This window comes from Streptomyces sp. NPDC005004, from assembly GCF_053600675.1.
Map to the genome: position 1 here is coordinate 260,858 of NZ_JBSGAH010000010.1, position 24,917 is coordinate 285,774.

The 24,917-nt window shown below is 72.1% G+C and carries 25 protein-coding genes; 11 read left to right on the top strand and 14 right to left on the bottom strand.

Features of this window, described 5'->3' with window-relative positions:
- Positions 1-164: 164 nt before the first annotated feature.
- The 7 genes from ACWEEU_RS17135 to ACWEEU_RS17165 all read right to left on the bottom strand — a co-directional run bounded on the left by ACWEEU_RS17135 (position 165) and on the right by ACWEEU_RS17165 (position 8,361).
- Positions 165-1,778 carry a dipeptide ABC transporter ATP-binding protein gene (locus ACWEEU_RS17135; RefSeq protein WP_451733115.1) on the bottom strand — a complete coding sequence of 538 codons (1,614 nt, stop codon included), beginning with the start codon at positions 1,776-1,778 and terminating at the stop codon, positions 165-167.
- Entirely contained in the window at positions 1,775-2,773 is a 999-nt protein-coding gene (locus tag ACWEEU_RS17140; protein ID WP_385743450.1) for an ABC transporter permease, read from the bottom strand. Before ACWEEU_RS17140 ends, ACWEEU_RS17135 begins: the two co-directional genes overlap by 4 nt.
- On the bottom strand, positions 2,770-3,828 hold the full coding sequence (locus ACWEEU_RS17145; protein ID WP_451733119.1) for an ABC transporter permease: 1,059 nt from the start codon (positions 3,826-3,828) through the stop codon (positions 2,770-2,772). The genes ACWEEU_RS17140 and ACWEEU_RS17145 overlap by 4 nt, the downstream gene beginning before the upstream one ends.
- A 4-nt stretch (positions 3,829-3,832) precedes the next feature.
- Positions 3,833-5,545 carry an ABC transporter substrate-binding protein gene (locus ACWEEU_RS17150; RefSeq protein WP_385743454.1) on the bottom strand — a complete coding sequence of 571 codons (1,713 nt, stop codon included), beginning with the start codon at positions 5,543-5,545 and terminating at the stop codon, positions 3,833-3,835.
- Between the two features lie 184 nt (positions 5,546-5,729).
- A complete protein-coding gene (locus tag ACWEEU_RS17155; RefSeq protein ID WP_385743456.1) occupies positions 5,730-5,825 on the bottom strand; it encodes an Ms4533A family Cys-rich leader peptide in 96 nt (31 codons plus the stop codon).
- A gap of 56 nt (positions 5,826-5,881) precedes the next feature.
- Positions 5,882-7,144 carry a DUF3152 domain-containing protein gene (locus tag ACWEEU_RS17160; protein ID WP_451733122.1) on the bottom strand — a complete coding sequence of 421 codons (1,263 nt, stop codon included), beginning with the start codon at positions 7,142-7,144 and terminating at the stop codon, positions 5,882-5,884.
- Positions 7,145-7,347: 203 nt separating this feature from the next.
- On the bottom strand, positions 7,348-8,361 hold the full coding sequence (locus ACWEEU_RS17165) for an alpha/beta fold hydrolase (RefSeq protein WP_385743460.1): 1,014 nt from the start codon (positions 8,359-8,361) through the stop codon (positions 7,348-7,350).
- Positions 8,362-8,593: 232 nt separating this feature from the next.
- Between ACWEEU_RS17165 and ACWEEU_RS17170 the strand changes: the two genes are divergently transcribed.
- The 4 genes from ACWEEU_RS17170 to ACWEEU_RS17185 all read left to right on the top strand — a co-directional run bounded on the left by ACWEEU_RS17170 (position 8,594) and on the right by ACWEEU_RS17185 (position 10,483).
- A complete protein-coding gene (locus ACWEEU_RS17170) occupies positions 8,594-8,833 on the top strand; it encodes a hypothetical protein (RefSeq protein WP_385743462.1) in 240 nt (79 codons plus the stop codon).
- 180 nt (positions 8,834-9,013) lie between these two features.
- Positions 9,014-9,655, top strand: coding sequence for a TetR/AcrR family transcriptional regulator (locus tag ACWEEU_RS17175; RefSeq protein ID WP_161183683.1), 642 nt, complete (start codon positions 9,014-9,016; stop codon positions 9,653-9,655).
- A gap of 143 nt (positions 9,656-9,798) precedes the next feature.
- A complete protein-coding gene (locus ACWEEU_RS17180; protein ID WP_018544356.1) occupies positions 9,799-10,026 on the top strand; it encodes a DUF3107 domain-containing protein in 228 nt (75 codons plus the stop codon).
- 187 nt (positions 10,027-10,213) lie between these two features.
- Positions 10,214-10,483: a hypothetical protein gene (locus ACWEEU_RS17185; RefSeq protein ID WP_385743464.1), complete on the top strand. Its 270-nt coding sequence runs from the start codon at positions 10,214-10,216 to the stop codon at positions 10,481-10,483.
- Between the two features lie 64 nt (positions 10,484-10,547).
- On the opposite strand, the gene ACWEEU_RS17190 is transcribed toward ACWEEU_RS17185, so the two are convergent.
- Entirely contained in the window at positions 10,548-11,312 is a 765-nt protein-coding gene (locus ACWEEU_RS17190; protein WP_385743466.1) for a ferritin-like fold-containing protein, read from the bottom strand.
- Between the two features lie 498 nt (positions 11,313-11,810).
- Between ACWEEU_RS17190 and ACWEEU_RS17195 the strand changes: the two genes are divergently transcribed.
- Positions 11,811-14,084 (top strand): DEAD/DEAH box helicase, encoded by a 2,274-nt coding sequence (locus ACWEEU_RS17195; protein ID WP_451733129.1) that lies wholly within the window; start codon positions 11,811-11,813, stop codon positions 14,082-14,084.
- Positions 14,085-14,148: 64 nt separating this feature from the next.
- Here ACWEEU_RS17195 and ACWEEU_RS17200 read toward each other — a convergent pair whose 3' ends face one another.
- Entirely contained in the window at positions 14,149-15,042 is an 894-nt protein-coding gene (locus ACWEEU_RS17200; protein WP_199585029.1) for an NYN domain-containing protein, read from the bottom strand.
- Between the two features lie 232 nt (positions 15,043-15,274).
- Between ACWEEU_RS17200 and ACWEEU_RS17205 the strand changes: the two genes are divergently transcribed.
- Positions 15,275-15,427 carry a hypothetical protein gene (locus ACWEEU_RS17205; RefSeq protein ID WP_018544351.1) on the top strand — a complete coding sequence of 51 codons (153 nt, stop codon included), beginning with the start codon at positions 15,275-15,277 and terminating at the stop codon, positions 15,425-15,427.
- 47 nt (positions 15,428-15,474) lie between these two features.
- Here ACWEEU_RS17205 and ACWEEU_RS17210 read toward each other — a convergent pair whose 3' ends face one another.
- The 4 genes from ACWEEU_RS17210 to ACWEEU_RS17225 form a co-directional block, all read right to left on the bottom strand.
- A complete protein-coding gene (locus ACWEEU_RS17210; RefSeq protein WP_385743471.1) occupies positions 15,475-16,080 on the bottom strand; it encodes a MarC family protein in 606 nt (201 codons plus the stop codon).
- Positions 16,081-16,230: 150 nt separating this feature from the next.
- Positions 16,231-17,088, bottom strand: coding sequence for a PHP domain-containing protein (locus ACWEEU_RS17215; RefSeq protein ID WP_451733133.1), 858 nt, complete (start codon positions 17,086-17,088; stop codon positions 16,231-16,233).
- A 133-nt stretch (positions 17,089-17,221) separates the two neighbouring features.
- On the bottom strand, positions 17,222-17,863 hold the full coding sequence (locus ACWEEU_RS17220) for a DUF6758 family protein (protein WP_385743475.1): 642 nt from the start codon (positions 17,861-17,863) through the stop codon (positions 17,222-17,224).
- 157 nt (positions 17,864-18,020) lie between these two features.
- Complete coding sequence (locus ACWEEU_RS17225; RefSeq protein ID WP_451733136.1) at positions 18,021-18,605, bottom strand: suppressor of fused domain protein; 585 nt, start codon at positions 18,603-18,605, stop codon at positions 18,021-18,023.
- Positions 18,606-19,064: 459 nt separating this feature from the next.
- Here ACWEEU_RS17225 and ACWEEU_RS17230 point away from each other — a divergent pair, with 459 nt between their 5' ends.
- On the top strand, positions 19,065-20,186 hold the full coding sequence (locus ACWEEU_RS17230) for a magnesium and cobalt transport protein CorA (protein ID WP_199585034.1): 1,122 nt from the start codon (positions 19,065-19,067) through the stop codon (positions 20,184-20,186).
- Between the two features lie 23 nt (positions 20,187-20,209).
- Positions 20,210-20,740, top strand: a complete 531-nt coding sequence (locus tag ACWEEU_RS17235) for a hypothetical protein (protein WP_451733139.1) — start codon at positions 20,210-20,212, stop codon at positions 20,738-20,740.
- 78 nt (positions 20,741-20,818) lie between these two features.
- Here the strand turns inward: ACWEEU_RS17235 and ACWEEU_RS17240 are convergent, their stop codons facing one another.
- The gene (locus ACWEEU_RS17240) at positions 20,819-21,550 is read right to left on the bottom strand and encodes a hypothetical protein (RefSeq protein WP_385743482.1); all 732 of its coding nucleotides are present in this window, start codon (positions 21,548-21,550) and stop codon (positions 20,819-20,821) included.
- 187 nt (positions 21,551-21,737) lie between these two features.
- On the opposite strand from ACWEEU_RS17240, the gene ACWEEU_RS17245 reads away from it, so the two are divergent.
- Genes ACWEEU_RS17245 through ACWEEU_RS17255 form a run of 3 tightly spaced genes read left to right on the top strand, consistent with a single transcriptional unit; the run spans position 21,738 to position 24,823 of the window.
- A complete protein-coding gene (locus ACWEEU_RS17245; protein WP_385743484.1) occupies positions 21,738-23,033 on the top strand; it encodes a magnesium transporter MgtE N-terminal domain-containing protein in 1,296 nt (431 codons plus the stop codon).
- A complete protein-coding gene (locus ACWEEU_RS17250; RefSeq protein ID WP_385743486.1) occupies positions 23,023-23,646 on the top strand; it encodes a DUF1003 domain-containing protein in 624 nt (207 codons plus the stop codon). Before ACWEEU_RS17245 ends, ACWEEU_RS17250 begins: the two co-directional genes overlap by 11 nt.
- Positions 23,647-23,689: 43 nt before the next feature.
- Complete coding sequence (locus tag ACWEEU_RS17255; RefSeq protein ID WP_451733144.1) at positions 23,690-24,823, top strand: Mrp/NBP35 family ATP-binding protein; 1,134 nt, start codon at positions 23,690-23,692, stop codon at positions 24,821-24,823.
- The last annotated feature ends 94 nt before the right edge of the window (positions 24,824-24,917 follow it).

Genomic DNA, 24,917 nt, shown 5'->3' on the forward strand with positions numbered 1-24,917 from the left:
CAGCGGGACGAACGTATGCGGACAAGGCGGTGGCGCGACGGACGGTTGTCCATCGCGCCACCAAAAGGGGTGAACGGTCGTAACTTTCGCGTGCGGGGCGCGTTCCGACACGCTAAGACAGGGGCGAAGCGTCGGCGCTCCGCCCGTGCCCCGGCACGTCCGCGTCAGGCTGCGGGGGCGGGCTCCCGCCGGGCCGCGCGCCGCTCGGCGGCCACCTCCGGGTCCAGCGCCGGTACGGCGGCCAGGAGTTCGCGGGTGTACGGATCGCCCGGGTTGTCGTACACCTCGTCGGCCGGTCCGGCTTCGACGATCCGGCCGCGGCGCATGACGGCGACCCGGTCGCTGACCTGGCGGACCACGGCGAGGTCGTGCGCGATGAACACCAGCGCGAGGCCGAGCTCGCGACGCAACTCGTCGAGCAGCGCCACCACTTGGGCCTGGGTGGTCACGTCGAGCGCGGAGACCGGCTCGTCGCACACGAGGACGCCGGGGTCGGCCGCGAGTGCGCGGGCGATGCCGACGCGCTGGCGCTGGCCGCCACTGAACTCGTGCGGGTAGCGGTCGCGTTGGGACGCTTCCAGACCCACGCGCTCCAGGAGTCCGGTCACGCGTTCGCGGATGCGCGCCTCGTCCTTCTCCCCCTTCGCGCGCAGCGGGTCGGCGATCGACTCGCCCACCGTGCGGCGGGGGTTGAGGGAGGAGGCGGGGTCCTGGAAGACCATCTGCACGGACGGGTCGACCCCGGTGTGCGGGCGCCCCCGGTACGTGATCGTCCCGGCGCTCGGCTCCAGGAGCCCGACCAGCATCCGGCCGAGCGTCGTCTTGCCGCTGCCGCTCTCCCCCACGATGCCGAGGGTCTCACCCCGGCGCAGGGTCAGCGACACGTCGTCCACCGCTGTGAACGCCCGCTTGCCACGCCCGAATTGGCGTCGCAGGGCGTTCGCCTCCAGGACGACGTCGCCGGGCTCCTCCGCGGACGCCTCGCGACGCGCGTCCAACCTCGGCACCGCGGACAGCAGTTCGCGGGTGTACGGCTCGGACGGGGCGCGCAACACCTCGGCGACCAGGCCGCGTTCGACGGCCCTGCCGTGCCGCATCACCAGCACGTCGTCCACGCTCTCGGCGGCCACGCCCACGTCGTGCGTGACGAGGAGCAGACCCATGCCGGTCTCTTCGCGCAGGGCGTGCAGCAGGTCCAGGATCTGGGCCTGCACGGTGACGTCGAGGGCGGTGGTGGGCTCGTCCGCGATCAGCAGCTCGGGCTCGCAGGCGAGCGCCATGGCGATCAGGGCGCGCTGGCGCATACCGCCGCTGAACTCGTGCGGACGCGACCGGGAGCGCCGTACCGCGTCCGGGATGCCGACCCGGTCGAGGACCTCGACGGCCCGCGCGCGGGCGGCCCGCCGGGAGGCGCGGGTGTGCACCCGGTAGACCTCCGCGATCTGGTCGCCGACCGCGTAGTACGGGTCGAGCGAGGAGAGCGGGTCCTGGAAGACCATGGCGGCCTTGGCGCCGCGCAGCCGCCGCAACTCCTCGTCGGTGGCCGCCTGTACGTCCGTCCCGGCGACCCGGACCGCGCCGGTGACCTCGGCGCCCGTACTCCGGTGCAGCCCCAGCAGGGCGCCCGCGACGGTGGACTTGCCGGAGCCGGACTCGCCCACGAGGGCCAGCGCGCCCCCGGGTTCCAGGCTGAAGGAGAGGCCGTCCACGGCCCTCAGACCGCCGAAGTCGACGGCGAGGTCGGTGACGTCGACCAGGCTCGTGCGCTGACCACTCATGCGATGACCACCCGTCGGTCGGCCACGGCGTACAGGACGTCCGCGACGGCATTGGCGACGATCACGAAGAAGGCGACGACCAGGACCATGCCCACGACCACCGGCAGGTCCACCACCTTGACCGCCCGCACCAGTTCCTGGCCGATGCCGGGCAGCCCGAACAGCGTCTCGGTGAGGACCGCGCCGCCGATGCCCGAGCCGAGGTTGTTCGCGTTGAGCGCGATGACCGGGGCGAGCGCACCGCGCAGGGCGTGCCGTCCGACGATGGCCCGCTCGCTGACGCCGTAGGCGCGGAAGGTGCGGATGTGGTCCTCGGCGAGGGTCTCCAGCATCGCCGAGCGGGTGAGCCGGGCGAAGGGTGCCGACTCGATCAGGGCGAAGGACAGCCAGGGCAGCAGCAGCCCCCACGCCCACTGCTCGGGGTCGTCGGTGAACTTCACGTACTGCGGGAAGGGCAGCAGTTGGAGTTCGCCGCAGACGACGATCACCAGGACCAGGCCGAGCACGAAGACCGGGGTGGCCCAGCCCGCGAGGGTGAGCGCGGTCAGCACCCGCTCGGAGAACCGGCCGCGCCGCCAGGCGGAGAGCACACCGGTGCCGACACCGATGATCAGCCACAGCACCATGGCCCCGGCGACCAGCGAGAAGCTGACCGGAAGGCGGGTCAGGATGATGTCCAGCACCTGCTGGTCGGTCTGGTACGACAGGCCGAGGCAGGGCGCGGAGCAGTGCTCGACCGAGGTGCCGGTGGAGTAGTCCTGGCCGACCAGGATGCCCTGGAGGAAGTGCCAGTAGCGCAGATAGAGCGGGTCGCCGAGGTGGAGCTGGGTGGCGACCTGGTGCACCTGCTCCGGGGAGCAGCGCGGGCCGCAGGTGATCTGGGCGACGTTGCCGGGGGTGGCGTAGAAGACCACGTAGACGAGGACCGAGACGGCGAGCAGGGTGACGACCATGCCCGTCGCGCGGCGCAGCAGGAATCCGCCGAAGCCGTTCACCGGGAGCCCTCCTTCGCGGTGTCGCGCGCGTCCGCCTTCGGCGCGGCCGTCTTCTTCGCACCCGAGCGGGCCGAGCGGCCCGAACGCCCCGTGCCGATCCGCAGCCGGGACGCGGCGCGCGGGTCGAGGGCCGTGCGCACGCCGTCGCCGAGGACGGTGAGGGCGAGGACGGTGACGAAGAGGGCGCCGGCCGGGAAGAGCAGGTACTGGGGCGCGGACTGGTACCAGATGTCGGCCGAGGTGATCATCTGTCCCCAGGAGGGCGTCGGCGGCTTCACGCCGACGCCGAGGAAGGACAGGGCGGCCTCGGTGGCGATGTTGGTGGGTACGAGCAGCGCGGCGTAGGTGATGACGGGCGCGGCGAGGCCGGGCAGCAGCTCGCGGCGGGCGACGCTGACGGCGCCCCAGCCGCTGAGCCGGGCGGCGGCGACGTAGTCGAGCCCCTTGAGGCCGAGCGCCTGCGCGCGCACGATCTTGGCGAGGTTGCCCCACGCGATCAGGCCGATGACGAAGGCGACCAGGATCGGGCGCGGGAAGCTCGTGGGCACGATGGCCAGCAGCGCGAGCGCCATGATCATCAGCGGCAGGGAGACGATGATGTCCGTGACGCGGCTGAGGAGCTGGTCCACCCAGCGGTTGCCCAGGGCGGCGGCGACACCGATGGTGACGCCGATGGTGACCTGGACGACGGTGGCCGCGAGGGCGACGCCGAGCGAGACGCGGGCGCCGTAGACCATGCGCGCGAACAGGTCGCGGCCGGTCTGCGGTTCGACGCCGAACCAGTGCTCGGCGCCGATCCCGCCGAGCGGTCCGACGGGCACGCCCCCGCGCGCGGAGTCGACGAGCGCGGGGTGGTAGGTGGTCGGGTCCTGGCCCTCGATGGCGGTGAGCAGCGGCGCGGCGAGCGCGATCAGGACGAGCAGGGCGACGACGGCCGCGGCGGCCAGGGCGGCCCGCCGGGTGCGCAGCCGCCGCCAGAACAGACGGGCCCCCGAGGCCGCCGGGACGGAAAGGTCCGTCCCGGCGGCCTCGACGGCGACAAGAGCGTCACTCACGGGGTCACTTCACCGCGACCTGGGAGATGTCGAGCACGCCGGTCCAGTCGCTGATCACGATGTTCTTGACGTCCGAGCCGTACAGGCGCTTGTAGACGGGGTGGAACAGCGGGACGGTCAGGGCCTGCTCGCCGATCTTCTTGTCGAGCGCGCCCCACCGCGCGGCGGCGGCCTTGAGGTCGGTCAGCTTGTTGATGGCGTCGATCTCGTCGTTGACCGACTTGTCGTTCAGCAGACCGCTGTTGAAGTTGGCGCCGTCCTTGACGATCTGGCGGCCGTCGAAGATCGGGGCGAGGAAGGGACCGCCGGAGGGCCAGTCGGCACCCCAGTGCGCGAGGAAGAAGCCGGGCTCGGTCTTCACGCCGTGGATCTTGTCCCGGTAGTCGTTGTCCTCCAGGCCCTGGAGCTTGACGGTGATGCCCGCCTTCTTCAGCGCGTCCTGGAGCGCGGTGGCGATCTCCGGGCTGGTCTCGAAGTCCTTGCTGTTGGAGTGGGTCAGGGTCACGGTGAGACCCTTCTTGTAACCCGCCTGCTTCAGCAGCTCCCTGGCCTTGGCCGGGTCACCGGACTTGCCGGCCGGGAACGGGTCGTACGGCGTGTAGCCGAAGGACTTCTGGTCCGGCAGGAAGGTGGTGGCGGGCTCGGCGAGCGCGGAGCCGCCGGCCGCGTTGATCACCGAGGAGCGGTCCACGGCGTACGCGATGGCCTGGCGCACCTTCGGGTCGTTGAACGGCTTCACCTTCGGGTTGAAGGCGATGTAGTTCGTGTAGCCGAAGTGGCCGGTGCCGACGCGGTCGGCCAGCTTCTTGTCGCCGCTGACACGGGCGAGTTCGGCCGGGCCGAGGTTGGTGTCGGTGGTGACGGCGGCGGCGTCCGCGCCCTGCGAGGAGGCGAGCCGCTGGTTGATGACGGAGGAGTCGAGCCCGGAGCGCACGTCGATGGTGTCCGGGTACGCCTTGCGCTCGTCGTCGCCGCTCCAGTGCGGGTTGCGCTTGAGCAGGATGCGCTCGCCGTCGTTGTCGTTGCGCACGACGCGGTACGGGCCGGAGGAGACGGGGTGCTCCTCGTACTTGGTGCCCTTGTCCTTGGCCTTGGGCACCGGCGCGAACTGCGTCTGGGTGGCCAGGTAGGGGAACTCGCCCTCGGGCTTGTTGAGATGGAAGACGATGGTCCGCGCGTCGGGCGTCTCGATCGCGGCGAGGCCCTTCTTGTCCTTGTACGGGCCCTGGTACTTGGCGGCGCCGCTCAGCCAGTCGCGCAAGTAGGGTGCGCCGCCCGAGAGTTCGGGGGCGAAGGAGCGCTCGATGCCGTACTTGATGTCCGCCGAGGTGATCGGCGTGCCGTCCTCGTACTTCAGGCCCTTCTTCAGGGTGTACGTCCACACGGTCGCGTCCTTGTTGGGACGCCCGGTGTCGGTGGCGAGGTCGGGGACCACCTTGGCGCCCGCGGCGCCGTTCTCGCGGTTGCGCGTGGTCAGGGTGCGGAAGACCAGCGAGGGGACGTTGCCGCCGCCGGAGGTGTAGAGGCGGGCCGGGTCGAAGTCCGACTGGGGCTGGGCGTTCAGCACGGTGAGGGTGCCGCCCTTGTGCGGCGTGGAGTCGCCGCCCGCGCCCTTGGCATCGTTGTCCTTCGGACCGCAGGCGGCGGCGCCCGCTGCCACGACCAGGCCGACGGATGCCGCTGCCACGCGGCGCGCTATGAGGGACGGTTGACGCATCGGATTAGACGACCTCTCGGGGGAACCCCCGGGAATTTCCCGAAGGGTGAGACACAGGGACGAGGAATGAGACATCCGTGGACAGATGTCGGCCCGGCGTCGATCGTCGAGAGGCCCGCGATCCCAAAGGGTCGCAAACGGGGAGGAAATGGGATATCCCGACGCGAACGCCGAAGCGGCGGCGTCAGCGACAGTGGATGTCGGCCACGCAGAGCGCGGTCACGCCGATGAGCGCCAGCTCGATGGCGGCGCTACGGGATACGACGGGACGGGACCACATGCGCAGAAATATGAACGAACATGCGACTCATGTCAATGTGACATAAGCGGCGCCGGTCAACTCCTGGGATACGGCCAGGCGTTGGGCAGACAGTGGATTCCGTCGTGATCGAGGAACTTGGTCTGCTGCTGCATGACCGGCGCGAGGTCGCCGTCCTTCTGGCAGGTGACATGGCCGTGGCCGAGGCGGTGGCCGACCTCGTGGTTGATCAGCATCTGCCGGTAGGCGTGGATCTTCGCGTCGCCGTAGGTCACGCTGCCCTGCGCCCAGCGGTAGGCGTTGATCATCACGCGCTCGGTGGCCGCCGAGTCGCAGGAGACGTTGTCCTCCGTGGTGTCCAGGCCCGACTTGGCGCACCAGAAGGCGGTGGTGCCGGGGCTGGCCAGCGTGATCACGAAGTCCGGCTCGCCCTTCGAGACGCGCTCGAAGGTGCGGGCGCCGTCGTGGGACCAGCTGCGGTCGTCGTTGAGCGTCTTCTGCACGGCGTCGGCGAAGAGGGCGCCGTCGAGACCGAGCCCCTGCTCGACGTCGACGCGGTAGGTCAGCTTCTGCCCGGTGCCGGGGGCCTTGGCGAAGCCGGGCACGGCGTCGAACTTCCCCGAGCCCTTCAGCTTGGCGCCCAGCGGATACAGACGGCTCATCTTCTGCTCGTACGTCAGCGGGACGGCGCTCGGCGCGGCCGAGGGGGCGGCCTGCGCCGCCGTCCTGGCCTCGCCGGTGCCCTCGGCGGCGGTCCTCGCCTGCCCGTCCGCCCGGCCGTCGGCCACCTGCCCGGCGACGACGACCGCGAGCACGGTGGTCACGGCCGCGGCCGCGACTCCGGTGAAGGTGCGCCCCTTGGTGCCGCGCCGCTGTGCGGGCAGCTCGAACGGCTCGGCGCCCACGCCGACCGGCTCGACGGGCGCGGCGACACGCGGCGCGTCCGCGCCGGACTCGGCCTCGAAGGCGTCCAGATAGTCCTGCCGGGGCCCGCGCCCGGACCCTCCGGCCGGCGGCGCGGCCGGAACCGGCTCCGTCCGCCGCTGCCGGGGGAACGGCCGCCGCGCGCCCGGCGCCGCACCGGCCCCGTCGCGCCCGGGCGGCGTGAACACGCCCCAGCCACCGCCCTCTTCCCGCACCTCGGGGTGACCGCCCCGGGCCTGCCCGTCCCCGAACGGCGGGCCGCTCCGCGCGGCCGGACCGTCGGACCCGCGCCCGGCGCCCCTGCGTGCCGCGGCCCTGCCCAGGGGCCCGGCACCGAAGGGCGGCGCGCCGTCCGGAGCGGGGACCGGGGTGTGCGCGGCACCCATGGGGTCGCCCCCCATGTGTCCGGCACCCATGTGTCCCGCACTCTGGGGCGAGGGATCGCCTGTGGCCGGAGAGCCCGGCGCCTGCGGCGCCACGAAATCGTTTCGTCCGTTCCGCGCGCCCGGAATCCGTCCGCCGGGGCCGGCTCCCGTGTCCTCGGCCCGCTGCGTCCGCGCAGGGGCCGTCGTGTCCTTCGGGGTCGGTCCCCGGCGGCTGTGACGTCCCACGCCTGACCTCAGCTCTCCGTATCCGAACCGGCTCCACATGCGCCGGAGTTCACTTCAGCCGCGCCCAATCCGCCCTGCTGGTCCAGGAGTTCACGGAAAGCGGTCGCGACGACCTCCGGGTATTCCATCATCGCCACGTGCCCGGCGTCCGGCAGGGACAGCAAACGGGAGTCGCGGAAGGCGCGGGCGGCCTTGGCGGCCATACGGAAGCCTACGAGCTGATCGCGCCCGCCGTAGACCAGCAGGGTGGGCGCGAGGACGCGTTCGGCCTGGCGCCACAGCCCCTGCTGGCCGCCGAGCGTGTACGCGTTGACGATGCCGCGCGCGGAGCGGGTCATCGCGTCCCAGAAGTACGGCAGCCGCAGCCGCCGTTCCAGCTCCTCGACCGCGTACTGGAACGCCTCGGGCGACACGCGCGTGGGGTCGCCGTAGCAGAGCGCCATGACCCCGCGCACCCGCTGCTCGGCCGTCCACTCGCGGGTGAGCCGGTTGAAGAGCGTGGCCACGCCCGGCACGCCGAGCAGACCGGTGGGCGCCGCGCTGCGCTGGATGCGCAGTTCGGGCAGGGCCGGGGAGACCAGGGTGAGGGTGCGCACCAGATCGGGGCGCACGGCGGCGACGCGCGTGGAGACCGCGCCGCCGAGGGAGTTGCCGAAGAGGTGGACCGGACCGCGTCCGGCGGCGTCGAGATAGCGGATGACGGCACGCGCGTGCCCGGTGACCGAGTAGTCGCCGTCGTCCGGCGGCGGGGAGTCGCCGAAGCCGGGCAGGTCGACCGCCTCGCCGTCCACGAGACCGTCCAGCTCCGCCATGAGCTGCGACCAGTTCTGCGAGGAACCGCCGAGGCCGTGGACGTACAGAGCGGGCGGCAGCCCCTCGCCGGTCCCGGGGCGGGAGCGGACCGAGAGCGTGACGCCCGGCAGCCCGACCGACCGCATCCGCTCACCCTCGCCGACCCGTACGGGCGCGACCCTCGGCAGGACGCTGGCGGCCGGAAGCGACGGCGACTCGGTCGAAGACATGCGGCAATGTTACGAGACGATCACACCACGCTTCATGTGTTCGCCGTCACAGCACTCGACCCGGCGTTCACAGGTGAGGTCCGCCGTGCGACGGGCAGATGGCATGGCGTCCCGTCGAGGTGTCTCCTAGGCTCGTACAGCGGGAAGCCGCGTGCGGCACCACCCCGCCGCCCTCGGTGCCGCCTCGACCGACGCTCTGAGCAAGCCGACGTCCTCAGGAAGGGAGCCCGCCATGGCTTACGACCCCACCGAGCCGGACGCCATCGAGGAGATCGAGGAGCTGGAGGCCGGGGGCGAGACGGTCGAGGAGATCGGCGTCGAGGAGCCCGAGGACGACGCGGCCGAGCAGCAGATCGACCTCGCGGAGGACCGCGACGAGCCCCTGACCGACGTGGACCCGGCCAAGGGCAACGAGGCCGATCTCATCGAACAGGCGCGCGTGGTCACCCTCGACGAGGACGACTACCGCTGACCTCACCTGATCCTTACCGGACCGCCTCCACGCCCCCACCGGCGCGCACGGCCGTGCTCCGCGCCTTCCGCCCGCCGTCCGGTACGTGAAATTCTGCGCTCGCACCGCGCACACCACGATTACCGAAAAGTACGATGGCCGCGCGGCCCGTACCGCATGAGGACGACCTTGGGAGGCGGCGTGACAGCCATCGAGCAAACAGAGGCGGCACGCCCGCGCGGCACCCGTCTGCCGCGCCGCGCCCGGCGGAACCAGCTCCTGGGCGCCGCCCAGGAGGTGTTCGTCGCGCAGGGCTATCACGCGGCGGCGATGGACGACATCGCCGAGCGCGCCGGAGTCAGCAAGCCGGTGCTGTACCAGCACTTCCCCGGCAAGCTCGACCTGTACCTCGCGCTGCTCGACCAGCACTGCGAGGCCCTGATCCACGCCGTGCGCACGGCGCTGGCCTCGACCACGGACAACAAGCAGCGCGTCCGCGCGACCATGGACGCCTACTTCGCCTACATCGAGGACGACGGCGGCGCCTTCCGCCTGGTCTTCGAGTCGGACCTGACGAACGAGCCCGCCGTGCGCGAGCGCGTCGACAAGGTCACCACCGAGTGCGCCGAGGCCATCTGCGAGGTCATCGCGGAGGACACCGGCCTCTCGCGCGCGGAGTCCATGCTGCTCGCCTCCGGGCTCGGCGGACTCGCCCAGGTCGTCGCGCGCTCCTGGCTGCACAGCGACCGCAGCGTGCCGCGCGACCAGGCGGTGCAGTTGCTGGCGTCGCTGGCGTGGCGCGGCATCGCGGGCTTCCCGCTGCACGGCACCGACCACCACTGAGACGCTCCGGCGGGACGCGGCGGCGCGCCCTGTTCGCTGATGGCGTGCGGGCGCGCGGCGTACTCGTCCCCTCACCGGGCTAATGTGTGCAGCGTACGGCGCGGCAGATCGCGCACATCACTGACCGTCGGAGGGACATAGCCGTGGAGGTCAAGATCGGCGTGCAGCACGCGCCCCGCGAGATCGTTCTGGAGAGCGGTCAGAGCGTGGACGAGGTCGAGCGCCTGGTGGCCGAGGCGCTGGCCGGCAAGTCGCCGCTGCTGAGCCTCGTGGACGAGCGCGGCCGCAAGGTCCTGGTCCCGGCGGACCGCCTCGCGTACGTGGAGATCGGCGAGCCGACCGTCCGCAAGGTGGGCTTCGGCACGCTGTAGGACGCGTGGGACGAGGTTCTGCGAGAAGGGCCCGGTGGCACTCGGCCACCGGGCCCTTCGTCGTGGAGGTCGCCCCGCGCTCACCCGGGAGTGACACGAGGTGCTCCGAGAGTGATTGGAACACGCAGGTCACGGGTAGGACGAGCTACGACCTCAAGAGCACGCCCGACCGTGGAGGTACCTCGCGATGATCCTGGAAGTGCTCGCATCGGCCGTGCTCGGGTCGGCCCTGGCCTGGGCGGCGGCGCGCCGTCTGCCGCACCGCCTGCCCTCCCGCGCCCTGGTCCTCGCGACGGGACTCGCGGGAGCGCTCTTCGGCGACTTCGTCACCCACAGCGCGCTCGGCGCGGCCCCCGTTCCGGTGACGCTGCTCGGCTCCGCGGTCGTCTCGGCCGCCTCGCTGTCGCTGCTGTTGCGCCCGGCCGGGCGACTGCGCCGACGCTCCGCGCCGGCGTAGCCGCCCGTAGGACGTGTCCGCGGGACGAGCAGGCAGTCGCCGTGGGACGAGTCGGGACGAGACGTCAGGCGGCGAGGCCGAGCGCGGCCATCCGCTTGGTGTGCGCCTCGGTGATCCGGGTGAACATCCGGCCCACCTCCGCGAGGTCGAATCCGTCGGCCACGCCGCCGACCAGCATGGTCGAGAGCGCGTCGCGGTCCGCGACCACCCGCTGCGACTGGGACAGCGCCTCGCCCATCAGCCGCCGCGCCCACAGCGCGAGCCGTCCGCCCACGCGCGGGTCGGCGTCGATGGCGGCGCGCACCTTCTCCACGGCGAAGCCCGCGTGCCCGGTGTCGTCGAGGACGGCGAGGACCAGTTCGCGGGTGTCGGAGTCGAGGCGGGCCGCGACCTCGCGGTAGAAGTCGCTCGCGATCGAGTCCCCGACGTACGCCTTGACCAGGCCCTCCAGCCAGTCCGAGGGCGCGGTCTGCCGGTGGAAGCCGTCAAGGGCGGCGACGAAGGGCTCCATCGCGGCCGTCGGCTCCTGGCCGATCTCGGTCAGCCGGTTCCGCAGCCGCTCGAAGTGGTGGAACTCGGCCGAGGCCATCTTCGCCAGCTCCGCCTTGTCCGCGAGGGTCGGCGCCAGCTTGGCGTCCTCCGCGAGACGCTCGAACGCCGCCAGCTCGCCGTAGGCCAGCGCGCCGAGCAGGTCCACGACCGCCGCGCGGTACTGCGGGTCCGCCGCGGCCGACGCCCAGTCCTTGGCCGCGACACCGGTGGGACCAGCGGTTTCGGCGGGTTCGACGGAGGCCGGGGCCGCGTTCTCAGGCTTGTCAGAGCTAGTCATGACGCGCACAATAGCCCGCTTGTCCTGCCTCTCCACCCCCCGGCAGAGCGGTGTGACGACGGCTACGTGACCAAATCGGCCATCGCGAGTGCGGCAATCCGGGGTATGGTGGTAATGCGCCTGCTGGAGCGCGCTGACGTATTCGGCGTGTCCTGCCAGGCCGCACGCATGAGGATGCCCGGTCGGTGGCCCGATCGGCTCCGACCCGACAGCCCTCCGTGGCCGTACGACCGTGTACGTCGACCGGAGGGAACCCTCAGCGGTACGAGCGCTAGAGCGTCGGCAGAGGTCCCCGTGCCATACGGCTCGCCCCAGTGGCGGGCGTGTACGGCGGCCGACGTCCCCGGCACGGTCGACTTGACCCCCGCGCTCGCCTCGCGCCGCGCACACAGAAGAGGCATAACCCTGACTACGACGTTCCGAGATCTCGGAATTCTTCCCGAGACCGCCGAAGCCCTTGAGGCCGTCGGCATCATCAACCCCTTTCCCATCCAGGAGATGACCCTTCCCGTCGCCCTCTCGGGCACGGATGTCATCGGCCAGGCCAAGACCGGTACGGGCAAGACCCTCGGTTTCGGCCTCCCGCTCCTCGAGCGCGTGATCGTCCCCGCCGACGTCGAGGCCGGCCGCGCCGCCCCCGAGGCACTGACCAGCGCGCCGCAGGCGCTCATCGTCGTGCCCACGCGCGAGCTGTGCACCCAGGTCACCAACGACCTGCTGACCGCCGGCAAGGTGCGCAACGTACGCGTCCTCGCCATCTACGGCGGCCGTGCCTACGAGCCGCAGGTCGAGGCCCTGAACAAGGGCGTCGACGTGGTCGTCGGCACCCCCGGCCGGCTGCTGGACCTCGCGGGCCAGAAGAAGCTGGACCTCTCGCACGTGAAGTGCCTGGTCCTCGACGAGGCCGACGAGATGCTCGACCTGGGCTTCCTGCCCGACGTCGAGAAGATCATCAACCTGCTGCCGGCCACGCGCCAGACCATGCTGTTCTCGGCCACCATGCCGGGCGCGGTCATCGGTCTCGCCCGCCGCTACATGTCCCGACCCACGCACATCCGCGCCACCGCGCCGGACGACGAGGGCGTCACGGTCGCGAACATCAAGCAGTTCGTCTACCGCGGTCACTCCATGGACAAGCCGGAGATGGTCGCGCGCATACTGCAGGCCGAGGGCCGCGGTCTTGCGATGATCTTCTGCCGTACCAAGCGCACCGCCGCCGACATCGCCGAGCAGCTCCAGCGCCGCGGCTTCGCCTCGGGCGCGGTCCACGGCGACCTCGGCCAGGGCGCCCGCGAGCAGGCGCTGCGCGCCTTCCGCAACGGCAAGGTGGACGTGCTGGTCTGCACCGACGTGGCCGCGCGCGGCATCGACGTCGAGGGCGTCACGCACGTCATCAACTACCAGTCCCCCGAGGACGAGAAGACGTACCTGCACCGCGTCGGCCGCACCGGCCGCGCGGGCGCCAAGGGCACGGCGATCACGTTCGTCGACTGGGACGACATCCCGCGCTGGCAGCTCATCAACAAGGCGCTCCAGCTCGACTTCAACGACCCGGTGGAGACGTACTCCACGTCCCCGCACCTGTTCTCCGACCTCGGCATCCCCGAGGGCACGAAGGGCACCCTGCCGCGCTCGGAGCGCACCCGCGCCGGGCTCGACGCGGAGGTCCTGGAGGACCTGGGCGAGCCCGGTGGGCGCGCGCCGCGTGGCCGGGGCGGTCGGGGCGACCGCGACGACCGCGGTGGCCGTGGCCGCGGCCGTGACGAGCGCGGTGGTCGCGGTGAGGCCGCCGCCACCGAGCAGGAGCGTCCGGCGCGCACCCCGCGCCGCCGCCGTCGTACGCGCAACGGTGCTCCGCTGGAGTCCGGCGCCGCCGCTCCGGCCGTCGAGACCGCCTCCACCGAGGAGGCGACGGCGACCCGTACGCCGCGCCGCCGTCGCCGCACGCGCAACGGCGCGTCGGGCGGGGCCGAGCAGCCGGTGACGACCGCCGCCGAGACCGCCGTGGAGACGGCAGAGGGTCCGGCTGTCGTGGACACCGTCGTGGAGACCCCGGAGCAGCCGCGCCGCCGCCGTACGCGCAAGCAGGCCGAGGCCGTCGAGGCGCCGGAAGCGGTGAGCGAGGCTCCCGCCGTGGAGGCCGCCGTGGCCGAACCGGTCGCGGAGACCAAGCCGCGCCGCCGCACCCGCAAGGCCGCCGAGGCGGTCGTGGACGCGGTGGAGACGCCGGTCGCGGAGCCGGTCACCGAAGCCCCGAAGCGCCGGACCCGCAAGGCCGCCGCCGCCCCGGAGGCCACCGAGACCGCCGCTCCCAAGCGCCGCACCCGCAAGGCCGCCGAGGCGGTCGTGGACGCGGTGGAGACGCCGGTCGCGGAGCCGGTCACCGAAGCCCCGAAGCGCCGCACGCGCAAGACGGCCGCCGCCGTGGAGACCACCGAGGCACCCGAGGCCGAGGCCCCCAGGCGCCGGACCCGCAAGACCGCCGCCACGGCTCCCGCCGAGACCGCCGAGGCGGTCGCGGAGGCCAAGCCGCGCCGGACCCGCAAGACCGCCGCCACCGCCCCCGAGGCGGGTGACGTCGCCGAGGTCAAGCCGCGTCGTACCCGCAAGGCGACCGCCACGGCGGTCGACGGGGACGAGGCGCCCGCGCCCAAGGTGCGCCGCACCCGGAAGGCCGTGGCCGAGGCCGCGGAGATCCCGGCGCAGGCCACCGAGGAGCCGGAGGCCAAGCCGCGCCGCCGCACCCGCAAGGCGACGACGGCCGAGGCCTGATCCTCGCCGGTCACGTGAAACGGCCCGGTCCCCTTCGGGGGGCCGGGCCGTCGGCGTACGCGGGTCAGTACTGCGTCTGGAGGTGCTCCCAGAAGCCGTCCCGCAGCGCCCGCCGTAGATCGGCCTGGCCGCGCAGGGAGTACTGGAGCAGGTTCTCGGCCTCGACCAGCAGGTCCTGGTCGACGGAGCCGGGCAGATAGGGGTGGCCGGGAAGCAGTTCCCCGAGAGCGTCGCGCCCCCGGGAGGCCAGCCACTTGGCAGCGATCTGGGCGCCGACGAAGCGCACGTCCTCCCGGGTGGGCCGGTTCCCGGTCGCCTCGTACGCGGCGGCGGTGCGGCGCGAGACGTACGGCTTGCAGAACTCCAGGTCGAAGGTGCGCTGGCTGTCCACCTCCCACAGCAGCGGCTCGGCCTGGTTGCGGCCCTCGGGCGCCTCGATGCCCCACAGGTGGACGCGGGCGCCGTACCCCTGCGCGGCCTCGACCGCCGAGACCAGGTCCTCGTCGCCGCCGAGCAGGGCCGCGTCGCTGATGGCGCGGTGCCGGGCGAGGGACTCCAGATCGGTGCGGATGAGGGAGTCGACGCCCTTCTGCTGGTTGTGCGCGTTGAGGTTGCCGAGCCTGACCTTGACGTCGGGCAGCTCCGCGATGGTCTGCTGCTCGGCGGTGTGGATACGGCGGCGGGCGCCGTCGTACCAGTAGACGCGCAGCAGCCGGCTGTCGGCGAAGATCGAGCGGGCCTTGTCGATGAGCGCGTCGATCAGGCCCTCGGCGTCGAGGTCGAAGGCGCGCCGGTCCTCCGTACCGGCCACGAGCCGGCCCGCGGCGGCGTAGAGGTAGCCCGCGTCCACGAAGATCGCGTGGGTGGAGGGGGTCTTCGCCACCTCGGCGAGCATCCGCTGGAGCAGCTCGTTGGTGTGGTCGATGCGGGCGCCCAGGTCCGCCAGGTCGTCGTTCATCACGTCCATTGTCCCGGCCGTCACGCTGCGAACACAACCGGTCCCGGTCAGTCCGCGAAAGGGCTTCGCCGGGCGCGTTCCCTACCGGCGGGTAGTTAGCCGTTCGAAAAATTTCTTTAGCGTAGGGAATGTTTGTAACACGCAGTCCGTTGTCTAGGTATGCAACACCGCGACACGACACGTCGCACCCAGTAGTTCTCCGCAGGAGGATGACCAGACGAAGGGAGAAGCCATGCGCTTCGAGATCATGCGACTCGACGAGGTGGACGGCACGACCGTGGACACCACCGTCGTGGACGCCGCCTCCGTCAATCGGATCGTGCAGCAGGCCGCCGCCATCGGGCAGCGTCTGTGGATCCGCCCGGCCGACACCACGGCCTCGTAGGGCGTACGCACGACACTCAAGCCTTCCGGGGGAGCCGAGGCTCCGTCTCAGCTCCCCCGGATCACCTGAGTGACACCGTTGATGATCTGCTGCACGGCGATCGCGGCCAGCATCATGCCCGCGAGCCGCGTCACGAGGACCACGCCCCCGTCCTTGATGACCTTGATGATGTGCAGCGAATAACGCATCACCAGCCACAGCACGACATGGATGGCGAGGATCGCCGACCACACCGAGACCTGCGTGGCGACGCTGTCGGCCTTCTGCACGGCCAGGATCACGGACACGATGGCTCCGGGCCCGGCGAGCAGCGGCATCCCGAGGGGCACCAGGGCGACGTTGACGTCCTTGGTCTGCTGGGGCTCGTCGGTCTTGCCGGTGAGCAGGTCGAGCGCGATCAGCAGGAGCAGCAGACCGCCCGCGATCATCAGGGCCGGGACCGAGACATGCAGGTAGTCGAGGATCTGGTGACCCAGCAGGCCGAAGACCGCGATGACCCCGCCCGCCACACAGACGGCCTGGAAGGCCATCCGCCGCTGCACCTTGGCCGGGCGTCCGGCGGTCAGGGCGAGGAAGATCGGGGTGATCCCCGGGGGGTCCATGATCACAAAGAGGGTCAGGAACAGGGAGCCGAAGACGGCGAGGTCGAACATCGTGTGCCTTGCATGACGAGCCACCACCGCGCGCGAGCGTCCGTGACCTGGCCGTAGAGGGCCCGGGCCACGGCGGTACGCGCGGCGGACGTGCGGAATTGCCGGGGGAAAGAGGGGGAAGGGCGGGGAAGAGCGCGGGAGCCCGGAGGGTCAGATCCCGCCGGTCCCCGGGACAGGGAACGCGCCGGTGGCGCGGCGGATGATCTCCCCGTAGACCTCGGGGTCCGTGGTGTTCGCGCCGAGCGCGACGGTCTTGCGGCTGCCGTGGTAGTCCGAGGAGCCCGTGACCAGCAGCCCCAGGTCTCCCGCGAGGTCCCGCAGCCGGGTCCGGGTGGCGGGGTCGTGGTCCATGTGATCGACCTCGATGCCGTCGAGACCCGCCTCGGCCAGCTTGGCGATCGTGGCCTCCGGGACCGTACGGCCGCGCTTCACGGCGGCCGGGTGCGCGAAGACGGTGACCCCGCCCGCGTCCTTGACCAGCCGGATCGCCTCGAACGGGTCGGTCTCGTGCTTGGGCACGTACGCCCGGCCGCCGTCGGCCAGCCACTCGGGCGTGAACGCGTCGCTCACGGTGGGGACGACGCCCAGCTCGACCAGCGCGGACGCGATGTGCGGGCGGCCCACCGAGCCTCCGGCCGCGATCCGCTCGACCTGCTCCCAGGTGACCGGCACACCCAGCCCGGCCAGCCTGGCGACCATGGCCTGGGCGCGCGGCACCCGGTCGTCGCGGACCAGCTCGCGCTCGGCCAGCAGCGCGGGCTCCTCGGGATCGAAGAGGTACGCGAGGAGATGCATCGAGACGCCGTCGGTCCGGCAGGACAGCTCGGCACCCGGGACAAGGGTGAGCCCCTCGGGCAGCGCGGCGGTCGCCTCGGCGTGACCGCGAGTGGTGTCGTGGTCGGTCAGCGCGACCACGTCGAGCCCCGCGCGGGCGGCGTTGCGCACCAGCTCGGCCGGGGTGTCCGTGCCGTCGGAGGCCGTGGAGTGGCAGTGCAGGTCGATGCGCACGGCGACTCCAGACGATGACGGGGCGGAGGGAACACCTAAGGATAGCCGCGCGCACCCGATGCCCTGTCACACCCGCACCGGCCGGGCACCCCCTACACACGCCCCGCACGCATCCTGCGCGGCGGCCCCTCCCTCAGGGCCGCATCAGCCGGGGCGAGAGCGCCCCGCACGGCACCAGGTCGATCTCCGCGCCCGCGTCCCTGAGGTCGGTCAGCACCAGCTCCTCGTACATCAGCAGGCTCGACTGCTCGGGCCACATCACCGCCCACAGCCACATCCCGAGCGCCTCGCCCGCGAAGACGGCGCGGTCGGTGGGGGTGCCGGAGACATGCCAGAGCGGGGTCGGGCGGCCGGCCGCGAGGACCTTGGTCTGCGGCGGCTTCTCCACGTTCAGGTACGAGCCGGGGTCGGGTCCCTCCAGGCCCGCGTACCGCGAACCGAGTCCGACGCCGGGCTCCTCCGCGACGAGGATCAGCTCGCCGGGGCCGCCGAGCGGTCCCGGACCGGAGCAGGCCACGGCGCTGGCACGCCCGCCGCTGCGGTCGTCACCGGCGTGCGCGATGCCGGTGAACAGCCAGCCGACCGGCAGCGGCCACGGCATCCACACCGGGACGTGCGTGCGCTGGACGACGGCGGTGAGCGCCTCGACACTGGGCGGGATCACGGGCTGGAGCGGCTGCACCGACCCGTGCGCGGCACACTGCCACGAGTCGGCGAAGAGACCGGGAGCCCTGACCCGGCCACCGCACCTCGGGCAACTGGGTTCGCCCCTCATAGAGCCCCACGGTCCTACCCGCACCGGCCCACGTCAAGGACGATCACCCGTCCGGCCGCCCGGCACCGGACACCGCCCGCCTGGGGGCAGTACGACCCCCGCCGGGGTCAACTCCCTTGCCCCGCAAGCACGTCAGTGAGCTTGCTCACCCGGCGGCTCAGTCCAGCGGGACGCCCGCGCGCAGCGGGTCGCGCAGATCCGTGCCGTGGGTCAGCCACCGCTCCTGGAGGGCCTGCGCGCCGTGCACCCGCTTCCAGGCCGCCTCGTTCGGGGTCATCGGGAGCAGCGGCAGGAATCGTACGGGGTCCAGCGGGTCGTCGAGGTCCAGGTCCTCCACCAGGCCGCCCGGCTCGCCGACCAGGACCGAGGTGAAGGGGGCGCCGGGCCACAGCGGCTCGCCGACGTCCAGGGAGGCACCGGGGGCGATCACCACGCCCTCGACCTGCGGGGACGCCGCGAGCACGGCGAGCGGCCTGAGCACCTGGTCGGTGCCGGCGCGGCCCGTGCGGACGGTCAGGACCAGCTCCGCGCGCGGTCCCCGGACGGGGTCGGCCACCATCGCCGTGGGGTCGGTCATGGGGTGCGCGGACATGCCGAGGCTGGCGTAGCGGACGAGGTCTCCCTCCAGGAAGCGGAGCACCTCGACCCGGTCGGCGCCGAGGAAGGTGACCGAGGCGCGCGCGTCCGGTTCGCCCAGCGCGGTGGTCAACCGGGCCTCGACCAGAGGAAGAACATCAACCATGCGGTGAGCATAGAACTCGTCAGTGGCAGGCAAAGCTGCGCCTTGACACCATGGGCGGCTGCTACGCTGAGCCGGTGGTTCGGGGCCGCGTGCAGAAGCACGCTGTCGAGTCCCGACGCCGATGAGACTCCCTTACGAGGGACCGGCCGGAGGAGGTGGGGCTGTCATGGATCGAAGTCGACCGTGCAGTACCACTCGCTCTTCCCGCCGTTGATGTCGTTCCTGGCCGGCTGCCACCTTCACGTTCGCGTTGCCGTTCGGAAGAGCACTTCGTTTCGCTTTGCCTGATCTGCCTGATTTCCATCAGTTCTGCATCAGTAGCGAAGTCGCCACCGCGACGGTGCGGTGCTCCCCGCTTTGTGGACGTGCCAAACCTACGGAGTCAGGACGTCCCCATTCCGGGTAGTTCCAGCCGTCGCGGGCCGCGCCCCCGCTGCCTGCCCGCGAAGGAGCCTGCCCATGTCGATGATCCGCGACCTGCGAGCCGTGGTCCGACCGTCCTCCCGCCCGACCCCGCGCGAGACGACGCCCGCGTACGACACCACGCGTGACCCGGCCACCCCGTCGGCCATCGTCGACTGCGCGGTCTACCGGGACGGCACCCGCGTCGAGAGCGACAAGCCGCTCGGCCCGCAGGAGGCGATGCGTCAGGTGCGGCGCGACGGCGGTTTCGTGTGGATCGGTCTGCACGAGCCGACCGAGGCCGAGTTCGCCGGGATCGCGAACGTCTTCGGGCTCCACCCCCTCGCCGTGGAGGACGCGGTGCAGGCGCACCAGCGCCCGAAGCTGGAGCGCTACGACGACTCCCTGTTCACGGTGTTCAAGACCATCCACTACGTCGAGCACGACCGGCTCACCGCCAACAGCGAGGTCGTCGAGACGGGTGAGGTCATGTGCTTCACCGGCCGGGACTTCTTCATCACCGTCCGGCACGGCGGCCAGGGCTCGCTGCGCGCGCTGCGCCACCGCCTCCAGGACGACCCGGAGCTGCTCGCCAAGGGCCCCTCGGCCGTGCTGCACGCCATCGCCGACCATGTGGTGGACGGCTACCTCGCGGTCGCGGACGCGGTGCAGGACGACATCGACGAGGTGGAGACCGAGGTCTTCTCCCCCGGCCGCAACGGCGGTGTCTCGCGCGGTGTGGACTCGGCGCGGATCTACCAGCTCAAGCGCGAGGTACTGGAGTTCAAGCGGGCGGTCGCCCCGCTGCTGCGGCCGATGCAGCTCCTGAGCGAGCGGCCCATGCGGCTGATCGACCCGGACATCCAGAAGTACTTCCGTGACGTCGCGGACCACGTGGCCCGGGTGCACGAGCAGGTGGTCGGCTTCGACGAACTGCTGAACTCCATCCTCCAGGCCAACCTGGCGCAGGCGTCCGTCGCGCAGAACGAGGACATGCGCAAGATCACCGCCTGGGCCGCGATCATCGCCGTCCCCACCATGGTGTGCGGCGTCTACGGCATGAACTTCAAGCACATGCCCGAGCTGCACTGGAAGTACGGCTACCCGGTGATCATGGGCATCACGGTCGCGCTCTGCCTCGGCATCCACCGCACGCTGAAGCGCAACGGCTGGCTGTGAGCGCGCCTGGTTAGTCTGGGCGCATGACTAGCGAGCTGCCCGGCCAGGACCTCTTCGACCAGGCCCTCATCGAGGAGGCCACCAAGAAGTCCGGTCTGATCTGGGTCCGGGGCACCGAGGTCGCCGCCGCGCGTCCGCTGTGGCACGTGTGGCACGAGGGCGCCGCCTGTCTGATCGGTGACGGTCCCGGGGAGCAGCCGCTGCCCGGTCTCACGGACGGCGGCGGGGCCGAGGTGACGGTGCGCGGCAAGGACAAGGGCGGCCGGCTGGTGAGCTGGCCCGCCACCGTGCACGCGCTGCCGCCCGGTTCGCCCGAGTGGGAGGCGACGGTGGTCGAGCTGAAGGGCAAGCGGCTCAACGCCCCCGACAGCGAGACGATGACCGAGCGCTGGGCCCGCGAGTGCCGCGTGGTGCGCCTGGTGCCCACCGGCGCCGTGGAGCCGCGGCCCACCGGCAGCCTGGCCGCCCCGCCGCTGCCCACCCCGGCGACGACCCGGCAGCCGATCCCGGCCGCGCTGCCGAGGCTGCTGACGCGGCGTCGCAAGAAGGGCTAGGGCCTGTCTGACAAGTGGCGTCGTCTGCACGCAGGGCAGGGCGGGGCTTTGCGGACACGGCCCAGGGGGCGTCTGTGCTCAGGACGCGGGCAGGCTGCTGCCGTAGTCCACGGTCTCCGAGGCGGGAGGCTCGGCGAGGGGGAAGTCCTTGCCCCAGTCGGAGAAGGTGAGGGTGCCCGCCTGCCCGGCGCGCACCAGGCGCAGCGGATACGGCTTGCCCTCCAGGGAGACGTCGAGGGTGCCGCCGAGACCGCCGTCGCCGGTGACCCGGATCGTGCGGGTGCCGCCCTGCTCGTGGTGTCCGGCGGTGGCGAGCTTGCCGTGCAGGGTCAGCAGACCCGGCATCAGCACGTCCTTCTCGGTGAAGCCGATGAACTTCTTGTACGCCGCGTCCGCCTGCGGGACCTTCACGTACTTGCCCTGGAGCTTGGAGCCCGCCGAGGTGTCCCCGGCACGCTTCCAGAAGTCGGCGTCGGCCTTGAGATACAGCTTCTCGCCGACGCGCAGCAGCCGGAACGCCGAGCCCTTGGCGGTGACCGAGCCGCTGGCGCCGCCCTCCTTGAGCCGCATGTCGATCCGGTAGGTGTCCTTGCCGGTGACCACCGTTCCGGCCAGGTGGACGTCCTCGGCGGCGGCCGCCGCCGACCGTGTGCGCGACTGGATCCGGTCCGGGGGCAGCTTGCCGACACCGTTCGTGCCCGCGTCCGGGTCGTCGCCGCCGCAGCCCGCCAGCACCGTGGCCGCGAGGGCCAGCACGCACGCGCCGAGCGCGCTGCGACGGCGGGCGGGGGTCCGGGGAATCGCAGTCACAGGTGGGGCTGCCTCTCTGTGGTTCCGAACGGCGTACGGCAGCGTACCGGGGGCTCCGGGCGGCCATGGAGCGAGTCCGTCCGGACCGTCCACCAGGGCGTGTCCGATCGGTACGGGCTAGCCTGAAGCGCACGCGAGTCGGCAAAACCGAGCGATCCCGAGCGATCGAGACAAAGGAAGCGAAGCCATGGCAGCCGGTGCTCCCCGGATCTTCGTCTCGCACCTGGCCGGGGCTCCCGTGTTCGACCCGACCGGCGACCAGGTGGGCCGCGTCCGCGACCTCGTCGTCATGCTGCGCGTCGGGCGGCGCCCCCCGCGCGTCCTCGGGCTGGTCGTCGAGCTGTCCAACCGGCGCCGGATCTTCCTGCCGATGACCCGGGTGACCGGACTCGACTCCGGCCAGGTCATCTCCACCGGCGTGGTCAACGTCCGCCGCTTCGAGCAACGGCCCACCGAGCGGCTGGTGTTCGGGGAACTCCTCGACCGGCGCGTCCAACTGGTGGAGACCGGCGAGGAGGTCACCGTCCTCGACCTGTCCGTGCAGCAGCTACCTGCCCGCCGGGACTGGGAGGTCGACCGCGTCTTCGTGCGCAAGGGCAGGAAGGGCGGCGCGTTCCGGCGGTCCAAGGGCGAGACGCTGACCGTGGAGTGGTCGGCGGTCACCGGTTTCTCCCTGGAGGAGCACGGGCAGGGCGCGGAGAGCCTGCTCGCCACCTTCGAGCAACTGCGCCCGGCCGACCTCGCCAACGTGCTGCACCACCTCTCCCCCAAGCGGCGCGCCGAGGTCGCCGCCGCCCTGGACGACGACCGGCTCGCGGACGTCCTGGAGGAGCTGCCCGAGGACGATCAGATCGAGATCCTCGGCAAGCTCAAGGAGGAACGCGCCGCCGACGTCCTGGAGGCCATGGACCCCGACGACGCGGCCGACCTGCTCGGCGAGCTGCCCGAGGAGGACAAGGAGCGGCTCCTGAGCCTGATGCAGCCCGACGACGCGGCCGACATGCGGCGCCTGATGTCGTACGAGGAACACACGGCGGGCGGGCTGATGACGACCGAGCCGATCGTGCTGCGCCCGGACGCCACCGTCGCGGACGCGCTCGCCCGGGTCCGCAACCCCGACCTCTCCCCCGCGCTCGCCGCGCAGGTCTACGTGTGCCGGCCGCCCGACGAGACCCCGACCGGCAAGTACCTGGGCACGGTGCACTTCCAGCGGCTGCTGCGCGACCCGCCGTACACCCTGGTCAGCTCGCTCATCGACGACGACCTCCAGTCCCTGGACCCGGACGCCACGCTGCCCGTCATCGCCGGGTTCTTCGCCACGTACGACATGGTCGCCGCGCCCGTGGTGGACGAGTCCGGCTCGCTGCTCGGCGCGGTCACCGTGGACGACGTGCTCGACCACATGCTGCCCGACGACTGGCGGGAGACGGAGTTCCATCTGGACGGCGCGATGGAGCAGGGAGCCGCGAGCCATGGGGGCTGAGCGTGAGGGGGGCCGCGACGGTGGCCGCGAGCGCTCCCCGGCGGGCGCCACGGCCACCGCCCGCCCCCGTATGCCGCGCCTGGACCAGCCGCGCCCGCCGCGCCGGCGGCTGCTGCCGGAGTGGGACGCGGAGGCGTTCGGACGGCTGTCGGAGCGCATCGCCCGGTTTCTGGGAACGGGCCGCTTCCTGGTCTGGATGACGGTCGTCATCATCGTCTGGGTGCTGTGGAACATCGCGGCCCCGGCGGTGGTGCGTTTCGACCCCTACCCGTTCATCTTCCTGACCCTGATGCTCTCCCTCCAGGCGTCCTACGCGGCCCCGCTGATCCTGCTCGCGCAGAACCGGCAGGACGACCGCGACCGGGTCAACCTGGAGCAGGACCGCAAGCAGAACGAGCGGTCGATCGCGGACACCGAGTATCTGACCCGGGAGATCGCCGCGCTGCGCATGGGCCTGGGCGAGGTCGCCACCCGCGACTGGATCCGCTCCGAGCTGCAGGACCTGATCCGGGACCTGGAGGAGGAACGGCGCCGCGACGGCCACCCCTCCCGCATCGCATTCCCGGCGGAACGGGCGGAACGGCCGTCCGGGCGTGACGCAGACGACCGCTGAGGCGCTACACGGCGGCACCACCCCGAGCCGTACCATCGACCTTATGGCTATGGAAGACGCGGTGCGCGAGGCACTGGCGACGGTGAACGACCCCGAGATCAACCGACCGATCACCGAACTCGGCATGGTCAAATCGGTGGAGATCGGCGCGGACGGCGCGGTCGCGGTCACGGTGTACCTGACGGTCTCCGGCTGCCCGATGCGCGAGACCATCACCGAGCGCGTGACCACGGCGGTCTCCGGCGTCGCCGGGGTCACCCGCGTCGACGTGGCGCTGGACGTGATGAGCGACGAGCAGCGCCGGGAGCTGGCCAACGCGCTGCGCGGCGGGCAGGCCGAGCGCGAGATCCCCTTCGCCAAGCCCGGCAGCCTCACCCGGGTGTACGCGGTCGCCTCCGGCAAGGGCGGCGTCGGCAAGTCCTCCGTGACGGTGAACCTGGCGGCCGCGATGGCCGCCGACGGTCTGAAGGTCGGTGTCGTGGACGCCGACATCTACGGCCACAGCGTGCCGCGCATGTTGGGCGCGGACGGCCGTCCCACCCAGGTCGAGAACATGATCATGCCGCCGTCGGCGAACGGCGTGAAGGTCATCTCGATCGGCATGTTCACCCCGGGCAACGCGCCGGTGGTCTGGCGCGGCCCGATGCTGCACCGCGCGCTCCAGCAGTTCCTCTCGGACGTGTACTGGGGCGACCTGGACGTGCTGCTGCTCGACCTGCCGCCGGGCACCGGTGACATCGCCATCTCGGTGGCCCAGCTCATCCCGAACGCGGAGATCCTGGTCGTGACGACCCCGCAGCAGGCGGCGGCCGAGGTGGCCGAGCGCGCGGGCTCCATCGCGGTGCAGACCCACCAGAAGATCGTCGGCGTGGTCGAGAACATGTCGGGCCTGCCCTGCCCGCACTGCGGCGAGATGGTCGACGTGTTCGGCACCGGCGGCGGCCAGACGGTCGCCGAGGGCCTGACCCGCACCACCGGGGCGACGGTCCCGGTCCTCGGCAGCATCCCGATCGACGTGCGCCTGCGCGAGGGCGGCGACGACGGCAAGCCGGTCGTGCTGACCGACCCCGGGTCCCCGGCGGGCTCGGCGCTGCGCTCGATCGCGGGCAAGCTGGGCGGCCGCCAGCGCGGCCTGTCGGGGTTGTCGCTGGGCATCACCCCGCGCAACAAGTTCTGAGCCCGGACCCGACGGTCCGCCCGGTCGCTGGCCCGGCGCCCGGCCAGGGCCTGCTGGTCGCGCCGGGGGTACAGGGCCCGGGGGGGCAGGTCGG